At 66.1% G+C, this 15969-nt stretch carries 14 protein-coding genes; 8 read left to right on the top strand and 6 right to left on the bottom strand.

Translation table 11 applies throughout. The features are described 5' to 3' along the window. Nucleotides 1-221: 221 nt before the first annotated feature. From hisI to JOY90_RS37075, 5 genes are all read left to right on the top strand, one after another. Entirely contained in the window at nt 222-650 is a 429-nt protein-coding gene (hisI, locus tag JOY90_RS37095) for a phosphoribosyl-AMP cyclohydrolase (RefSeq protein WP_291696048.1), read from the top strand. 141 nt (nt 651-791) lie between these two features. Then, a complete protein-coding gene (locus JOY90_RS37090; protein ID WP_291696047.1) occupies nt 792-1805 on the top strand; it encodes a lytic transglycosylase domain-containing protein in 1014 nt (337 codons plus the stop codon). A 131-nt stretch (nt 1806-1936) separates the two neighbouring features. After that, entirely contained in the window at nt 1937-2137 is a 201-nt protein-coding gene (locus tag JOY90_RS37085; protein WP_291696046.1) for a hypothetical protein, read from the top strand. Further along, nucleotides 2131-2643: a hypothetical protein gene (locus JOY90_RS37080; RefSeq protein ID WP_367277044.1), complete on the top strand. Its 513-nt coding sequence runs from the start codon at nt 2131-2133 to the stop codon at nt 2641-2643. Before JOY90_RS37085 ends, JOY90_RS37080 begins: the two co-directional genes overlap by 7 nt. A 237-nt stretch (nt 2644-2880) precedes the next feature. Beyond that, entirely contained in the window at nt 2881-4056 is a 1176-nt protein-coding gene (locus JOY90_RS37075; protein ID WP_291696045.1) for a DUF2336 domain-containing protein, read from the top strand. A gap of 99 nt (nt 4057-4155) precedes the next feature. Here the strand turns inward: JOY90_RS37075 and JOY90_RS37070 are convergent, their stop codons facing one another. From JOY90_RS37070 to JOY90_RS37055, 4 genes are all read right to left on the bottom strand, one after another. Continuing rightward, nucleotides 4156-4728, bottom strand: coding sequence for an Hpt domain-containing protein (locus JOY90_RS37070; protein WP_291696044.1), 573 nt, complete (start codon nt 4726-4728; stop codon nt 4156-4158). Nucleotides 4729-4746: 18 nt separating this feature from the next. Continuing rightward, entirely contained in the window at nt 4747-5292 is a 546-nt protein-coding gene (locus tag JOY90_RS37065; protein ID WP_291696043.1) for a response regulator, read from the bottom strand. A 114-nt stretch (nt 5293-5406) separates the two neighbouring features. Next, nucleotides 5407-6186: an NAD kinase gene (locus JOY90_RS37060; protein ID WP_291696042.1), complete on the bottom strand. Its 780-nt coding sequence runs from the start codon at nt 6184-6186 to the stop codon at nt 5407-5409. 178 nt (nt 6187-6364) lie between these two features. Further along, nucleotides 6365-8374, bottom strand: a complete 2010-nt coding sequence (locus JOY90_RS37055) for an autotransporter domain-containing protein (RefSeq protein WP_291696041.1) — start codon at nt 8372-8374, stop codon at nt 6365-6367. A 433-nt stretch (nt 8375-8807) separates the two neighbouring features. Here JOY90_RS37055 and JOY90_RS37050 point away from each other — a divergent pair, with 433 nt between their 5' ends. The 3 genes from JOY90_RS37050 (at nt 8808) to JOY90_RS37040 (ending at nt 13439) form a co-directional block, all read left to right on the top strand. Then, the gene (locus JOY90_RS37050; RefSeq protein WP_291696040.1) at nt 8808-11330 is read left to right on the top strand and encodes a caspase family protein; all 2523 of its coding nucleotides are present in this window, start codon (nt 8808-8810) and stop codon (nt 11328-11330) included. Nucleotides 11331-11410: 80 nt separating this feature from the next. After that, nucleotides 11411-11668: a hypothetical protein gene (locus JOY90_RS37045; RefSeq protein ID WP_291696039.1), complete on the top strand. Its 258-nt coding sequence runs from the start codon at nt 11411-11413 to the stop codon at nt 11666-11668. A 205-nt stretch (nt 11669-11873) separates the two neighbouring features. Beyond that, nucleotides 11874-13439: a peptidase S10 gene (locus tag JOY90_RS37040; protein ID WP_291696038.1), complete on the top strand. Its 1566-nt coding sequence runs from the start codon at nt 11874-11876 to the stop codon at nt 13437-13439. A gap of 108 nt (nt 13440-13547) precedes the next feature. On the opposite strand, the gene JOY90_RS37035 is transcribed toward JOY90_RS37040, so the two are convergent. Together JOY90_RS37035 and JOY90_RS37030 are read right to left on the bottom strand one after the other, a co-directional pair. Then, the gene (locus JOY90_RS37035; RefSeq protein ID WP_291696037.1) at nt 13548-14933 is read right to left on the bottom strand and encodes a serine hydrolase; all 1386 of its coding nucleotides are present in this window, start codon (nt 14931-14933) and stop codon (nt 13548-13550) included. A 122-nt stretch (nt 14934-15055) separates the two neighbouring features. Then, nucleotides 15056-15607, bottom strand: a complete 552-nt coding sequence (locus JOY90_RS37030) for a M48 family metallopeptidase (protein ID WP_291696036.1) — start codon at nt 15605-15607, stop codon at nt 15056-15058. Nucleotides 15608-15969: the final 362 nt, after the last annotated feature.

The raw sequence follows: 15969 nt of genomic DNA, 5'->3' as shown, positions 1-15969 counted from the left end.
ACCGGCATGTTCCGCGACAATCCGGCCGAGCAGCAGCGCTTCCTGTCCATGGTGCGCGGGCAGCACGGGTAGCCTGTCTTCCGGTAGGGTGGGCTAAGCTGTCGCGGTCGCTCGAAGAGCGAACGTGGAAGCGTGCCCACCATGAAGAGCAATCGGTTTGAGAGATGGTGGGCACGGCGCTTTGCGCCTTAGCCCACCCTACAGCCTTCCCAGGGTGAGCCGTGTCCGTTTCTAACACTGTTGATGACCGCGAGGAGGGGCTGGCGCTGAACCCCAAATTCGACGCGTCGGGCCTCGTGACCTGCGTCACGACCGACGCTTCGAGCGGCGAGGTGCTGATGGTCGCCCATATGAACGAGGAAGCGCTGCGCCGGACCATCGCGAGCGGCGACGCCTGGTATTTCAGCCGCTCGCGCAACGCGCTGTGGCGCAAGGGGGAGACGTCGGGCCAGATCCAGCACGTGGTCGAGCTGCGCCTCGATTGCGACCAGGATGCGGTCTGGATCAAGGTCGAGCAGCAGGGGGCCGCCTGTCATACCGGCCGGCGCTCCTGCTTCTACCGCAAGGTGGAGACGGCCGAGGGGGGGCCGCGGCTCGCCTTGGTCGATGGTGAGCGGCTGTTCGATCCCAAGGACGTCTATCGGAAGTAACCGACGCGCAGTCGCGGCGTGGGTCTTAACCCCGCATTAACCATGCCGGCCGCAGGGTAACGCGGCGCCGGAGCGTCTTTCGGGAGAAAGGATGCTCGGGCGACATCGTGGCGGTTTCCCGGGGAGCGGGCACCAGGCGTAATGTCAGTCGACACATCAAATGCCGCGGCGGGCTCCGTCGTCGATCAGGCGCGCACGCGTGTTGCCGGCGCGATCAAGCAGGCGGCCAATGCCGTTGGCGCCAGCTTCGAATACATGCTCGCCACAGCCAAGATGGAATCCGATTTCAATCCGGGCGCGGGCGCCTCGACCTCGTCGGCGCACGGCCTCTATCAGTTCATCGAGCAGACCTGGCTCGGCACGGTCAAGGAAGCGGGCGCGCAACTGGGCTACGGCCAGTATGCCGACGCCATCACCAAGACGGCGTCGGGCGACTACACCGTCTCCGATCCCGGTATGCGCAAGGAGATCATGAAGCTGCGTGACGATCCGGTTGCCGCTTCCGCGATGGCGGCGGTGCTGACGCAGTCCAACAGCTTCCAGCTCACGGGCAGGATCGGCCGCCGTCCGACCGACGGCGAGCTCTACATGGCGCATTTCATGGGAGTAGGCGGCGCGGCGAAGCTGATCAACGCGGCCGAGGACAGTCCGAGCGCATCCGCCGCCCGGTTGTTTCCGGGCGCGGCGGCAGCGAACCGCTCGATCTTCTACGACCATCAGGGCCGCGCGCGCAGCGTCTCCGACGTCTATTCCGTGCTGAGCGCCCGCTATGCCGGCGCGGCCAATTCGCCGGTGACGCAGAAGGCGCTCGCGATGTTCGGCAATGCGCCGCCGAGCCAGACGGTCGCAAGCGCCGCGCCGCCATCGGCCGCCGCAATCGACAGCGCCTCTTATCTTTCCAGCTTTCCCGACATTCAAGCCTCGGCACCCGTTACCGTCGCATCGGCTGCCGATCCGGGTAGCGCCGCACCGCCCGGCAGTGATCCGATGTTTCGCTCGCTGTTTCAGGTCGACGACAAGTCGCAGCCGGTCTCGCCGAAGGTCCGCGAGCTGTGGGGCGGCTCGAGCTCGCTGACATCAGTCGTGGCTTCGAGCAACGCGCCGCCGCAGCCCCTCGATCTCTTCAGTGACCGCAACGGCACCTTCAGCAGTTGACGGCCAAGCCAAAAAGTTAACGACCACGTCCGCGGGCGAATAAGCGCGCGCGCAAGTGTGGACGTATGCTTGTGCTATTCAGGGTAGAGGATTAGCCTGCCGCGGCGTTTTCATCACTGCTGGAGGCTACCATGTCCCTTAACGTGAAAGCGTACAACAACGGTGATCATATCAGTCTGATCTGGCTGCCGACGGATCGGAAGCCCATCCCGGGCTGTCGAGGCTTTGCGATTCGCCGCCTGGAGCAGGGAGGTGCGGAGACTTATCTGCACGGCTTCGTCGGCTTCTCCGATACCGACAAGCTCGCCACAACTGGGCCAGCGAGATCCTGAACCAGGGCGTCCACATCCACAGCAAGGCCATCGTGATCGACCCGTTCGGCGACAAGCCCGTGGTGATGACGGGATCGCACAATCTCGGCTTCAAGGCCTCGAGCAAGAACGACGACAATCTGATGATCGTCGAGGGCAACGCCAAGCTCGCGGCGGCCTCTCCCGCCAATATCATCGCGATCTACCAGGCCTATCGCTGGAACTCCTATGTCGAGCAGCACCGACAGGATCCGAGGGCGTTCCATGCGCTGCTCGACAACGACACCTGGCAGCAGGGCCATTTGACGGGTGACGAACTGGCCGAACTCACCTTCTGGATGGGCATGCCGCCTGCCGCGGCCGCAACCAAGACTGTCGCGGCCGAGCCGGCGCGTCACGTGCCGGAGCTGACGCCCTCCGCCGCCGGCGCGACGAAGCGGCGCGCGCCGACCCACATCAAGCGCGCGGCGGCGCGGCAGAAGGCCGGCCCGGTCAAGACCAGGCTTCCGGGGCGAACGAAGAAATAGGCCCAACGGGAGCCGCTATGCTCTCCGCGATTCGCAGCAGCACGGAAAAACGGGGCGTCGCGGCGCCCCGTATTGTTGCGGGCGCGACCAGCAGGATACCGCCCGACTCCGCGCCTCTTAACAAAAGGGCAATGAAACCAGTCGGTTATGGTGAACGCTTTGTTAAGCGACGTGGTTTATTTTGTCTTCAGGTGACATCGGGTCACCTCGTCGTCTTCGTTGCGTAGCGGCAGGGCCATGATCGTTCGCCAGTTCATCAGTTGGGTCAGGACCGCTTCCGCCGGTGTGCGGGCGGATGCCACACGGGCGTTGGCACAGGCCTGGCTCGTTTCCGATCTGTCCGCAGAGGACCGCGCGGCGGCGGAGAGCGCGCTTCTGATGCTGCTCGACGATCCCTCGCCGCTGGTGCGGCAGTCGATGGCGGAGGTGTTCGCGCGCAGCGCCGAGGCGCCTGCGGCGATCGTGCAGGCGCTGGCCGTGGACCAGCCGTCGGTCGCCCTTGCCGTGCTCGAACATTCGCCGCTTCTGATCGATGCCGATCTCGTCGACATCGTCGCGACCGGCGACTCCGAGACGCAATGCGCGATCGCCCGGCGTATCCACCTGCCGGCTCCCGTCGCTGCAGCGATCGCCGAGGTCGGAAGCGCCGCGGCGGCGCTGGAGCTGATCGAGAACGCCTATGCCGAGCTCGCGCCGTTCTCCTGGGATCGCATCGTCGAGCGCCATGGCCGTCTCGCGGCGATCCGCGAGTCGATGCTGGTGCTCGAGGATCTGCCGGCGGCGACCCGCGCGGCGCTGGTCGCGAAGCTGTCGGAGACGCTGGCGCAATTCGTGGTTGTCCGCAACTGGCTCAGCCCGGACCGGGCGGAGCGGATCGCGAGCGAGGCGCGCGACCGCTCCACTTTGAACATCGCGGCGCGCTCCCGCGGCGATGAGATGCGCGGCCTCGTCCAGCACCTGCGCGCGACCTCGCAGCTCACCGCCGGTCTGATCCTGCGCGCGCTGTTGTCGGGCAATCTCGAACTGTTCGACGCGGCGCTCAGCGAATTGTCCGGCGTGCCGCAGCCGCGCGTTTCGGCGCTGCTGCAGGATCGCGGCAGCGCGAGCCTGCATGCACTGCTGCGGCGCGCAGGCCTGCCGGAGTCGACTTTCGCGGCCTTCCGCGTCGCGCTGGAGGTCTGTCAGGAGAACGGTTTCGTCGACACGGATGACGGTGCCGCGCGCCTCCGGCGCAAGATGGTCGAGCGCGTGCTGACCCATTGCGCGGGTGACCGCGAGGCCGCCGAGCCGCTCCTGATCCTGCTGCGGCGTTTTGCGACCGAATCCGCCCGCGACGAGGCACGACGGTTCTGCGACGATCTGGCGGCGGAAGAGACGCTGATGCCGCTCCATGGCGAGCTGATTGCCGCCTGATCTCCACGTAGCATCCGGACGGCTGGGCGCCATGGCCGGCGCTTCGAGCGCTGACGCGGCGTTCAACCGTGCAGGATCGTGTGGCGGAGAGGGCGGCGCCTATTCGGCCGGCACGATGCTCGGCGCCATGATCGCCTCGAGGTGCTCGGGGCGATCGCGGTTCACGTGCATCAGATATTCGTCGGCGACGCCGCGCAGGCGCCGACTGAGCTCGCCGGCGGTGGCGGCGGTGCCGCGCCTGGTATTGTCGTGCACCATCGCCTGGATGGCGTTGACGTGATGCTTGATCAGCTCGGGCGGCACCTTCTCCAGATCGGGCGCGTGCTCGATGATCCGGCACAGGCTGTCGGCGGCCGCCGCGGCGGAAGGATAACCAAAGGTGGCCGCTCCGCCCTTGATGTCATGGGCGGCCCGAAACAGCTCCTCGGTGGCTTCGTTCGTGAAGCCGTCCGCGAGAAGGGCGGCGTAAGCGGCCGTGAGCCTGCTGGTTTCGTCCTGCATCCAGTTCTTGAACTCGCCGGACAGGCCGGCCAGCGCCTTCTCGGCGCGGGCGACCGGATCGTCGAGATCGGTTTCCGGCACGCGCTTCAGCACCTTGCGCAGCGGATTGGGCTGGGTGATCACGTGGTGGGTCGCGAAGGTCTTGACTTCGACACCCTTGCGGTTGGCCATGATCGCTTCCTTCGCGCGCTAGACGGCTGAACGTGCCTTGTCGAGCAGCGACGGCTGCTGCAACACCTCGACCTCGCCACCGGTGCGGCGCTCGGGGCCGATATAGGCATTGTTGTTGTTGCGCCGCCGGTCCGGACCGAAATAGGTCTTGGTCTTGATGAACGGGCGCGGATTGGCGACCACGTTCATGATCCGCTGGTAGAGGCCCTTCGCCGAGATCGGCTTGGCCAGGAATTCGGTCACGCCGGCGTCGCGGGCATAGGTCACGCGGCGCTTCTCGGAGTGGCCGGTGAGCATGATGATGGGCGCGTAGGGATTGCCCTTCGATTCCGGTTGGCGGATCATTTGCGCGAGCTCGAGCCCGTCGAAGATCGGCATCGACCAATCGGTGATGACGATGTCGGGCACGTAGTGGGTGTACATTTCCAGCGCCGTGGCGCCGTCCTCGGCTTCATAGGCCTCGCGTGCGCCGAACGAATGCAGCAGCGTCCGCAGGATGCGGCGCATGTGCGGGTTGTCGTCGCAGACGAGGAAGCGCAGCTTGTTGAAATCGATACGGAACATGGCGACCTGGGCACGTGGGATGCCAGGGTCAATCCTATCGCGATCATGGTTAACGAACCATTGCGGTCGGCGGCCCGCGGCCGCGCTCTTTGCCCGATAGTGAAGGAACCGCGATCAATAACCGAACTGCTCGCGCAGAATGCGCTCCTCGAGGCTGTGGCCGGGGTCGAACAGCATCCGCATCGAGATCGTCTTGTCGGACAGGACCTCGACGCGGGAGACCTCGCGCACCTCGTCGTGGTCGGCGACCGCGGCAACCGGACGCTTGTCGCCTTCGAGAATCTCGATCGTCACATAGGCCGTGTTGGGGAGCAGCGCGCCGCGCCAGCGCCGCGGCCGGAATGCGCTGATCGGGGTCAGCGCCAGGAGCTGGGCATTGATCGGCAGGATCGGCCCCTGCACCGAAAGATTGTAGGCGGTCGATCCGGCCGGGGTCGCCACCAGGATGCCGTCGGCAATCAGCTCGGGCATGCGTTCCTGCTCGTCGATCAGGATGCGCAGCCGCGCCGCCTGGTAGGTCTGTCGGAACAGATAGACCTCGTTGATGGCGTGGTGGATATGGATGGCGCCCTGCATGTCGGTGGCGCGCATCAGCAGCGGGTGGATCAGGGATTCGCGGGCGGCCGCAAGCCGGCCGGGCAGGTCATCGGTCGAATATTCGTTCATGAGAAAGCCGACGGTGCCGCGGTGCATCCCGTAGATCGGCTTTCCCGTGCGCAGGTGCTGGTGCAGCGTCTGCAGCATCAACCCGTCGCCGCCGAGCGCCACGACGATATCGGCATCCGCCGGGTCGCAATTGCCGTAGAGCTCGGTGAGCTTGGCAAGCGCCGCCTGCGCCTCCGCGCCCGCGCTCGCGACGAAGGCAATGTTCTGGTATCGCTTGGGCTTACTCATCCAACACTCGAATCCGCCATTGACGATCCGCCGCCGAGGCCGCCCCATGGGCGTGCCGCGCGTCGTCTATACGACCTTGCCATCGCTTGTCGAGATCACAAAAGGCGGGCGGCCGGCGTCCAAACGAAAAGGGCGGCCGTTTGAGGGCCGCCCTGCTGCATTCGCTCGAAATCGCCGATCAGTATTTCGCGACGATCGATTCAGGCGAGAACCTGTAGTTCACACCGATCTTGACCTGGCTGACCCAGGAGCGATCGGTCAATGTGGTGGTGCCGTCGGTCGCGAGGGCGCTGTGCCGGTCGAAGGACAGGAAGTCGTACTCGCCCTTCGCCGACCAGTTGTGCCCGAGATCGAACTCGGAGCCGAATCCCCCCGTCCAGCCGACCCGCGTGTACCACGGTGTGCTGAAGCCGCCGGTCACGGCGCCGGCCTGGTTGAGGCAGGAGCGGGTGCCGCCATTGCCGGTCAGCGTCGAGCCGGTCGGTCCATAGATGCAGTTCACCACGGTGCTGGAGTCTTCGAACGCCGCGCCGCCCTTCACATAGAACAGGGTCCGGTTCCAGGCATAGCCGACACGGCCGGTCACCGTCGCCATCCAGTTGGTCTTGTCCTCGACGGTGAAGAAGGCGGGGCTGAAGCCGACGCTTGCGCCCAGGGCGTCGAGACCATCGGCGGTGCCGGCGGTGCGGCCGCCATGGACGTTGGCGGCGCCGATATCACCTTCGACACCCACCACCCAGTTGTTGCTGAACTGCTTGTTGTAGCCGGCCTCGACGCCGCCGAGGCCGCCGGCCACCCAGGGCCGATTGCCGGCGATCGTGGAGGGCGCGCCGTCGAACCGGATATCGGTGCGGCCGTCGGCGACGCCGGCGAAGCCGCCGACGTAGAAGCCCGTCCAATTGGTCGGGCCCACATAGGCATGGGGTGGCGCCTTGACCTTGACCGGCATGACCGAAGCGATCATTTCGGGCGTGAACTGATAGCGAATGCCGGCATTGGCGGTCCAGCCGTCGATGTTGTCGCCATTGCGGTAGTCGCCGCGCACGAAGCCGAGCCAGCCGGTGTTGACGATCTGGGCCGCTACGCCCAGCGAATATTGTCCGTAGGTGCCGACCCGTGAGGTCGAGGTCTGCTGCGAAAACACGCTCGGTACGGTGGGGCCGGCGCCGCCGTTGAGGGTGAGGAAGGAGCCGTTCGGCAACGAAGAATAGTTGGAGACGACGTTGCCGGCGAATTCGTGGAAGACGCTCACCGAGGCAAAGGGCTGCCAGATGATCCGGGGCGTCTCGATCGTTCTGCCGACGCGCAGGCTCAACCGGCCGATCTCGCTCTCGACGTCGTTGGTCTGGACCAGACCCGGTATCGGAAGCGCCGCGTTGCCGGGATTGATGAAGCTGTCGATCGACGTCCTGGAATAGATGAAGCCGGCCGACGGCTCGGCGAACCAGCCGTTGTGGAGATCGAAATTGTAGCCGGCCGATGTCGAAATCGAGAAGCCGTGGGCGCCGATCGGCTGATTGAAGAAATTGAACGGCGTATTGTTGAGACGGATATTGTAGAATTCCTCGCGGAACATCACGTCGGCGAAGAAGCGGCCCTTGGTGGCAACCAGATAGGTCCCGAGGAACGGCACCTGGATATCGTTGCTGAAGCCGTTGTTGTCACTCTCTTTCGAGCCGAGATAGCCGGCCGTGGTGCCGAGATGGACGTTCCAGCCATTCCAGTTGAGGCGTGAAATGTCGGAGCCGACCTGCACACCGGCGAAACTGTCGTGAGTGCTGTTGTTGCAGGTGGTGCTCGAGCTGTTCACGAGACCACCTCCGACGGTGGACGTGCTCGCGGAGGTCGAGGTCGATTTCAGATTGACCTCGCCGCCGATGGCGCGCGCCCATACGCCGCCGCCGGGCTGATCGGGGCTCGGACTGGGCGGTGCGGAAACGAACGCGCTGCCCTGCTGGGCAAGGAATGCGGTCTGGACGTTTCCGATCGTGCCGGCGATCGCGGCAGCGGCCGCCCCCGGGGGGATCGCCAGATTGCCGATATTGTCGATCGTAAGCCGCGAATTGGGATCCTGAGTGGTGGAGCAATTCTGTGCCCACGCGGCCGGTACTGCCGATAACCAGGCGACGCCCGCAATGCCACCGAGAAGCAAGCTCTTGCGGCCTCGCGCGCCAAGTGATCGCGCCATCATATTCGCCCCCAACATTTCAACCAAAGAATCGAACGACAAACTGCTACTTGCGGCCACAACTTAGTTCAGCGGGTTTCGGCCCGGAAGTCGTGAGCGGCGGCGCGCTTGCTGTGCTCTTGTGAATTCCTATCTTTGTACCATTAGGGCAACAGAGAGGCAGGGGCGACGTACTCCCAACAGAGGAGAGACGTACTCTCAAGAGAGGAGAGACGTACTCTCAAGAGAGGAGATTTGTGCACGGCTACGTGACCTGGATCGCCAAGCTGCCGGACCCGCGTGGCGGTATCTTGCGGCAAGTCGCCGATTGTCGGCTGCGGCGCGGCGGGTTATCGTCGAGTCTCCGAATACATGAAGCGTTGCCACATATTCCTGTGAGTGTATTTCCTAAGAGGGGTCGGCGCGGCCGAGAACGGGCTGGCGTGGATTGCAGATGATCAGACGCCTTTTTCCAGCGGCGGCAACGATCGGGGCGGCCATCTTCGCGATGGCTTTCGCGTCCGACGCCGCATGGGCGGACAAGCGCGTGGCGCTGATCGTCGGCAATTCGAGCTATCAGGCCGTGCCGCAGCTCCCGAATCCCTCACGCGACGCCAACGCCGTCGCCAAGATGTTCAAGGATGCCGGCTTCGATTCGGTCGAGTTGCAGCTCGACGTCGGCAATCTCGAGTTCAAGCGCGCCATCCGCCGATTCGAGACCACGGCCGACCAGGCCGACATTGCCGTCGTGTACTATGCCGGTCACGGGCTCGAGATCGGCGGCACCAATTATCTCATTCCGACCGACGCCAGGCTCGCCAGCGACCGCGATGCCGATGACGAGGCTATCCCGCTTGAGCGGCTCGTTTCTTCGGCCGATGGGGCGAAGCGGCTGCGGCTGGTCATCCTCGATGCCTGCCGCGACAACCCGTTCGTCAGGACCATGCGGCGGGAGAGCAAGGTGGCGAGCCGCGGCGTGTCCGGCGGTCTCGGCCGCGTCGAGCCGACCTCGACCGACACCCTGATCGCCTATGCGGCGAAGGCAGGGTCGACCGCGGATGACGGCGATGGCCAGCACAGCCCGTTCACGACCGCGATCCTGAAGAATCTTCCCGTGCCCGGCCTCGACGTCCGGCTGGCCTTTGGCCGTGTCCGTGACGAGGTGTTGAAGACGACTGCGAACCGACAGGAGCCGTTCGTCTACGGCTCGCTCGGCGGCGGCAACGTCTCGCTGGTGCCTGCGCCGGCGGTGCCGCAGGAGGTGCCGGTCACCGAGGTGAAATCCGACTATGAGCTGGTGCAGAAGATCGGCACCCAGCGGGCCTGGGAGGTGTTTCTGGGCACCCATCCGACCGGCTTCTATGCCGAGCTCGCGAAAGCCCAGATCGAACGGATCAAGACCCAGCCGGTCAATCCGCCGCCGGGGCCGCCGAATGTGGTGCTGGCGGCCTTGCCGCCGCAGCAGGCGCCATCGGTGAGCCGGGACGCGTCGTCCAAGGAAGCGATCGAGTGGGACAGGGTGAAGGACGCCACCGACCCGGCCGCGCTGCAGAAATTCATCAAGCGCTTTCCGGACTCGCCGCTTGCGGCCAACGCCCAGCAGAAGATCGACGTGCTGAAGAAGGCCGCACAGGAGCGTGAGGATCAGGCGCGCGCGGCGCGCGAGGCGGCGCAGAAGGCCGCCGAGGAGGCCAGGCGCAAGGCGGAGCAGGAGAAGGCCGAGCAGGCGGCGCAGAAGAAGCGCGAGGACGACGAGCGGCGCGCCCGCGAGGCGGAGGCCGCCGAGAAGGCCAAGGCCGCCGCGGCCCAACTCGCCGCGCAGAAGAAGCGCGAGGAGGAGGAGAAGCACGCCGCCGCCGCCGAAGCTGTGCGGCAGGCGAAGGAAGCCGAAGCCGCGCGCAAGGCCCAGGAGGCCAAGGACAAGGCCGAGCAGGCCGAGCGCGAGAAGGCGGCGGCCGAAGCCGCCGCGGCGCGTGCCGCTGCCGAGAAACAGGCCTCCGCCGCCGAAGCCGCGCGGCAGGCGAAGGAAGCCGAGGCTGCACGCAAGGCGCAGGAGGCCAAGGACAAGGCCGAGCAGGCCGAGCGCGAGAAGGCGGCGGCCGAAGCCGCAACGGCACGTGCCGCTGCCGAGAAACAGGCGAAGGAAGCCGAGGCCGCGCGCAAGGCCCAAGAGGCCAAGGAGAAGGCCGAGCGGGCCGAGCGCGAGAAGGCGGCGGCCGAAGCCGCTGCGGCGCGTGCCGCCGCCGAGAAACAGGCGAAAGAGGCCGAAGCCGCGCGCAAGCAGGCCGAACTCGCAGCCGCCAAGGAAGCTGCCTGCAAGGACGAGCAGGGCAGGTTCGACGCCATCCTCGCCAGGGGCAGCGAAGGCTCCGGCATCAACGATCTGAAGGGCTTCTCCAAGACCGTGACCTGCGGACGGCTCGGACCGGCGGTGATTGCCGCGCTCGACCGCTTCAACGCCGAGGCGACGACACGCGCGGCCAATGAGCCCAACTCGCCGCAACTCCTGCGCTCGGCGCAGGGCGAATTGATCAGACTCGGTTGCTTCACCGGCAAGGCTGACGGGGCCCTGGCATCGACCCAGGCGGCGCTGAGCCGCTATCTGTCGATCGAGGGACAGCGCAGCGCCAATCCGGCGGTGACCAAGGACGCGGTCGCCGAGTTGACCAAGCACGCCACCCGGGTCTGCCCGATCGAGTGCAAGAGCGGCGAAACCCTGAAGGGCGATACCTGCGTCGCCGACCAGAAGCCCGCGGCGCCGCCGGCCGCTGCCTCGCGCAAGCACGACGAGAACGAGGACAATGTGCCTTCCCGCCGCAAGCACGCCAGCCGCGAGGCCGAGCGCGAGCCGCCGCCACGGCGGCAGAAGCCCGCACAAGTTGAGGCGCCGCAAGTCCGCCAGCAGGCGCTGGCGCGGCCGAGCATCGTCCCCAGTGCCGGGGGCGGCGCCCACACGATGATCGGCGTTGGCTTCTGATGTGCAGATTGTTAAGGTGAATCATTGAGCCCGAACGGCGGGGGCGCTCGCTCGGGCTTGTAACCGTGAGGATTGGTGGGATGCAGAGCACTCCGCGCATGATCTCGTTGTTCGCCGCGGCCGGAATTGCGGCCATGCTGTCGGGCGGCGCGCCTGCCATTGCCAGGGACCCGGTCGCCGCCAGCGATGCCGTGAGAGCCGCCTTCGCGATGGAGCGGCATCATCTGCATCTGCCGGTACGCGGCGCGTTGCCTCGCTATGTTCACCGGGTTGCACCTGAGTGCACCGGCGCCTGGTGCGGTCGGCAGTTCGTGCTGATGCTCGGCATCGGCTATTGAAGCTCTGCGCTTTCGTCGATCTCCAGCCTGCGCCTGTCCGATGCCGCAATGGTGATCGGCTCTCGCGAGTCGGCGCGGGTAGACACCTGCCGTGCCGTCGCGCATAACGGCGAGCCGTCGCAATCCCTGGCGATAGCCCGATCGATCGGCTCTCCGCATTCGATGCCCGGCCGTCGATCTGCAAGGTCGAAAGAGGAAGCTGCTCATGACCATCGTTTGGCCGGCATGGCGCCGGATCGGCGTCCTGCTTGCTGTGCTTGCCTTCGCTGCCGCTGCCCGCGCCGAGGACATGCCACCGACCCCGACACCGTCGCCTTCGGCGAGCGCGGTACCGGGGCAGAAGGCCGGGCCGCGCGGCGCCCGCGCCGCGGGCACGCCGGCCTCGGCGGAGGTCGCCGAGCAGCACAAGCTGCCGCCGGACTCGACCACCAAGCAGACGCTCGAATTGCCCGGGCGCACGCTGTCCTTCACTGCGACCGCCGGCTCGATCCGTCTGTTCGACGACAAGGGCGAGCCGCAGGCCGACATCGCCTACACCTCCTACCAGCTCGACGGCGCCGATCGCGCCACCCGTCCGGTGACTTTCCAGTTCAACGGCGGGCCGGGGTCCGCCTCCGCCTGGCTGCAGCTCGGCAACAACGGCCCGTGGCGGATGCCGATCAATGCCGACGCCGTGACGCCGTCGGCTGCGCCCGAATTGCAGCCGAACGCCGAGACATGGCTCGATTTCACCGATCTCGTCTACATCGATCCGGTCGGCACCGGCTACAGCCGCTTCGTCTCGACCAATGAGGACGTACGCAAGAAGTTCTTCTCAGTCGACGGCGACGTCGCGTCGGTGGCGCTGACGATCCGCCGCTGGCTGGAGAAATACGACCGACTGCTGTCGCCGAAATTCGTCGCCGGCGAAAGCTATGGCGGGATTCGGGGCCCGAAGGTCGTGCGCAACCTGCAGACCCAGCAGGGCGTCGGCGTCAAGGGCCTGGTTCTGATCTCGCCGGTGCTGGATTTCCGCGAATATTCCGGCTCCAGCATCCTGCAATATGTCGCGACCCTGCCGACCTATGCGGCGGTGGCGCGTGCGGCCAAGGGTGCCGTGACCCGCGCCGACCTCAGGGAGGTCGAGGTTTACGCGCAGAGCGATTTCCTTACCGACCTGATCAAGGGGGAGGCCGACACCGAGGCGACCAACCGCATCGCCGACAGGATGGCGTCGCTGACCGGGATCGATCAGGCGACGAGCCGAAGGCTCGCCGGCCGCTTCGACATCGTCGAGTTTCGCCGCGAGTTCGATCGCCGCGAGGGCAGGGTGACCGGGCGCTACGACGCCTCCGTGCTCGGCCAGGATCCGTTTCCGGATTCGAGCTTCTTCCATTTCGACGACCAGGCCGGCGAGGCGCTGACCGCGCCGGTGACCAGCGCCGCTGTCGACCTCACCACGCGCAAGCTGAACTGGCGGCCCGACGGCTCCTACGAGCTCGGCAATGGCGAGGTGATCAAGCAGTGGAATTATGGAAGGGGACCCGCCGAATCCGTTTCCGATCTCCGGCGCATCCTCGCGCTCGATCCGAAGCTGAAGGTGCTGGTCGGCCATGGCCTGTTCGACCTGGCAACGCCGTATTTCGGCACGCAGATCGTGCTCAACCAGTTGCCGGCCTATGCCTCGCCGGAGCGGCTGAAGCTCGTGGTCTATCCGGGCGGCCACATGTTCTATTCCCGCGACGCCTCGCGGCAGGCGTTCCGGAGCGAGGTGCAGGCGCTGATGAAGTGAGGCGGGGGCCACCGATGACGTAGCAGGGCGAGTTCAGCCGAAGGCGCAATCCGCCGCTGGAGTAGCGGATTACGCTCGCCAATCCGCCCCGCGGGTCCCGCTCAGGCATCACTCCTGCTTCGGTTTCCGCGGCGCGTAGCGCCGCTCCAGCTCCGTGGCGAGCGCCTTCTCCGGCTTGAGGTTCGCGCCGGCGAGCCAGATGTCGGTGATGCGGCCGGCCTCGTTGCGCGAGCGGCGCACGCTCTCGCCGTGGCTGGCATAGCCGACCGCGGAGGTGATGCGGCCCTTGTCGCGGCCGGTGACTTCGATCTCGGTCGCATCCAGAAACGGATTCATCAATCCCGGATTGGCGATGATGACCTGATCGCCCATCGGCACCAGGTCGGCCGTGCCCCACATCGTCGCCCAGCGTCCGGTCCAGTCGCGCACGCGGCGGGTGGGCGCGCCGCGGCTCTTGAACGCGCGCAGGATATGCATCGCGCCGTTGACCCAGCCCGGCGCCCAGCCGTCGATGCTGTTGGTGAGGACGCTCATCGCGACGTCGCAGGCGGGAATCACCGCGGTCCGCGAGATGTAGCCCTGGAAGCCGCCGCCATGGCCGAACCAGTCCCAACCGGCGGTCTGGCCGCTCATCAGACCGAAGCCGTAATAGGCTTCCTCGGCGGTCTGCGGAATCCGCCAATGCTTGCGCGTCATCTCGCGGCGGCTGCCGACCGACAGCACGCTGCTCTTCGCGTTGGGCGCGAGCTGGGCGAAGAAGCGGGCGGTGTCGGCGGCGGTTGCGACGAAGCCCGCGGCCGAGGTCATCGCGTGCGCCGGATTGTCGCCAGGGATGACCAGGCGCCGCCCCGACGGACGCCGCCGCGTGTGGCCGCGCGCAAACCGCGTACCTTCGGCGATCGGCGCATTCGGCAAGGTCTCGCGCAAGCCGGCCGCGTCGACGATCTCGCGCTTGACCCAGGCCGGGTAGGGCTCTCCCGTGATCGCCTCGATCACGAGGCCCAACAGGCCGTAGCCGTGATTGGAATATTTGAAGCGCATGTTGGGCTCGATCGCGGCCGGCAAGGCGAGCTCGGCCAGCAGTTCCCGCTCCGACAAATAGGACCTGGTGTCGATGAACTGGCCGGAATCGGCGCCGTCGCGCGTCAAGCCCGCACTGTGCGAGAGCGCTTGCGCGACCGTGGCGTCCGCGACCTGCGGATGCAGATTGGCGACATGCTGTCCGAGCGGATCATCGAGCCGAAGCTTGCGCCGCTCGCGCAATTTCAGGATGCCGGCGGCGGTGAAGGCCTTCGAATGCGAGGCGATACGGAAGCGGTGACGCGCTGTCAGCTTCTCTGCGCTGTCGAGATCAGCAACGCCGAAAGCGTGTTCGGCGACCACTTGCCCCCGATGCACGATCGCCGCGATGCAGCCCGGCTGCTGCGAGTCCTCGAACTGGAATGCGAGCCACTCGCCGACATAGTCGATCGCCGATCGCAGCCATGGGTCCACCTGATCATCCCCCGAGATGCCTGATCACTGTCGCAGGCATGCGGATGGTGTTGTACCGGACAAAACAAAACCGGCGCAACCGCGAGGGTTGCGCCGGCCTTGGTGGGAGCGAAGTCGTCGTCTCAGTAGACCAGACCGGTGCCGGGGGGCTGCGCCAGCGCGGAGGCGAGCGAGCGATATTCGTCGCTGTCGGTGCCGACGAGCTGGGAGATCTTGGTCAGGTGATATTCGGCCTGCTCGCGGTTGCCCTGCTCGAGCTGCCAGAGGCCGTAATACTGCCAGGTCTTGACGTGGTTCGGATCGTCCTTGAGCGCGCGCTCGTACCACACCTGCGAGAGCTTGTAGTTGCCGAGCTTGCGGTAGGAGTAGCCGATCAGGTTGGCGACCGCGGCGTTGTCGTCATGGCCGAGTGCCTTGAGCTGATCGATCGCGGCGGTGTAGTCGTGGCCATCGTAGATCGTGGTGTAGGCGGTGTGATAACCGGCCGTGAACTTGAGGTCCTCGGGGCTGGGCAGTTCCTGACCATCGCCCTTCTTCTTGCTCTTGCCCTTGCTCGGCGCGGGCGTCGACGGCGTCTCATCACCTGCGGCATAGACCTTGGTGATGACAGGCGCCGTGGCGAGCGCCATCGACAAGGTGGCGAGCGTCAGAAGCCTGACAGCAGTGTTTCGCATGCATCTCTCCTGTTGACGACACGAGGATCGGATCACAAAGCCGGTGGTGTCGGCAGCGTCTCCGGTGCCGATGTTTCATCCTACACCTGATCCTGGTGTCTTGAACCCCCAAGCGGGCGAAACATTCCCGGTCAATCGGCCTTTTGTATGCACAGAATTGGGCCGCTCGCGCGCAGCATGTGGAAGTAACGTGACACCCGAGTTCGTGTGAAGCGTTCGTCGGAACATGACCAATCGTTCACGCAGATGAACGGAGTCTGCCGCAGCGCTTCAGAATGGGTTCAGTGCGCAGCGTCTATCGTCACGGACATGATCGACGAGCCCGGCGACAGTGCCGGTGACCCCGAGATCCTCTTAGAGAT

Origin of the sequence: Bradyrhizobium sp. (assembly GCF_019242285.1) — a bacterium.
In the GTDB taxonomy this organism is placed as follows: Bacteria; Pseudomonadota; Alphaproteobacteria; order Rhizobiales; family Xanthobacteraceae; genus Bradyrhizobium.
This window is presented reverse-complemented; position numbering and strand designations above follow the sequence as displayed.

Excerpts from the sequence above, each read along its gene's own strand:
- JOY90_RS37090 (WP_291696047.1), top strand. The coding sequence starts at position 792 with ATGTCAGTCGACACATCAAATGCCGCGGCGGGCTCCGTCGTCGATCAG.
- JOY90_RS37075 (WP_291696045.1), top strand. The coding sequence starts at position 2,881 with ATGATCGTTCGCCAGTTCATCAGTTGGGTCAGGACCGCTTCCGCCGGT.
- JOY90_RS37085 (WP_291696046.1), top strand. The coding sequence starts at position 1,937 with ATGTCCCTTAACGTGAAAGCGTACAACAACGGTGATCATATCAGTCTG.
- JOY90_RS37030 (WP_291696036.1), bottom strand. The coding sequence starts at position 15,607 with ATGCGAAACACTGCTGTCAGGCTTCTGACGCTCGCCACCTTGTCGATG.
- JOY90_RS37045 (WP_291696039.1), top strand. The coding sequence starts at position 11,411 with ATGCAGAGCACTCCGCGCATGATCTCGTTGTTCGCCGCGGCCGGAATT.
- JOY90_RS37065 (WP_291696043.1), bottom strand. The coding sequence starts at position 5,292 with ATGTTCCGTATCGATTTCAACAAGCTGCGCTTCCTCGTCTGCGACGAC.
- JOY90_RS37050 (WP_291696040.1), top strand. The coding sequence starts at position 8,808 with ATGATCAGACGCCTTTTTCCAGCGGCGGCAACGATCGGGGCGGCCATC.
- JOY90_RS37070 (WP_291696044.1), bottom strand. The coding sequence starts at position 4,728 with ATGGCCAACCGCAAGGGTGTCGAAGTCAAGACCTTCGCGACCCACCAC.
- JOY90_RS37055 (WP_291696041.1), bottom strand. The coding sequence starts at position 8,374 with ATGGCGCGATCACTTGGCGCGCGAGGCCGCAAGAGCTTGCTTCTCGGT.
- JOY90_RS37060 (WP_291696042.1), bottom strand. The coding sequence starts at position 6,186 with ATGAGTAAGCCCAAGCGATACCAGAACATTGCCTTCGTCGCGAGCGCG.
- JOY90_RS37040 (WP_291696038.1), top strand. The coding sequence starts at position 11,874 with ATGACCATCGTTTGGCCGGCATGGCGCCGGATCGGCGTCCTGCTTGCT.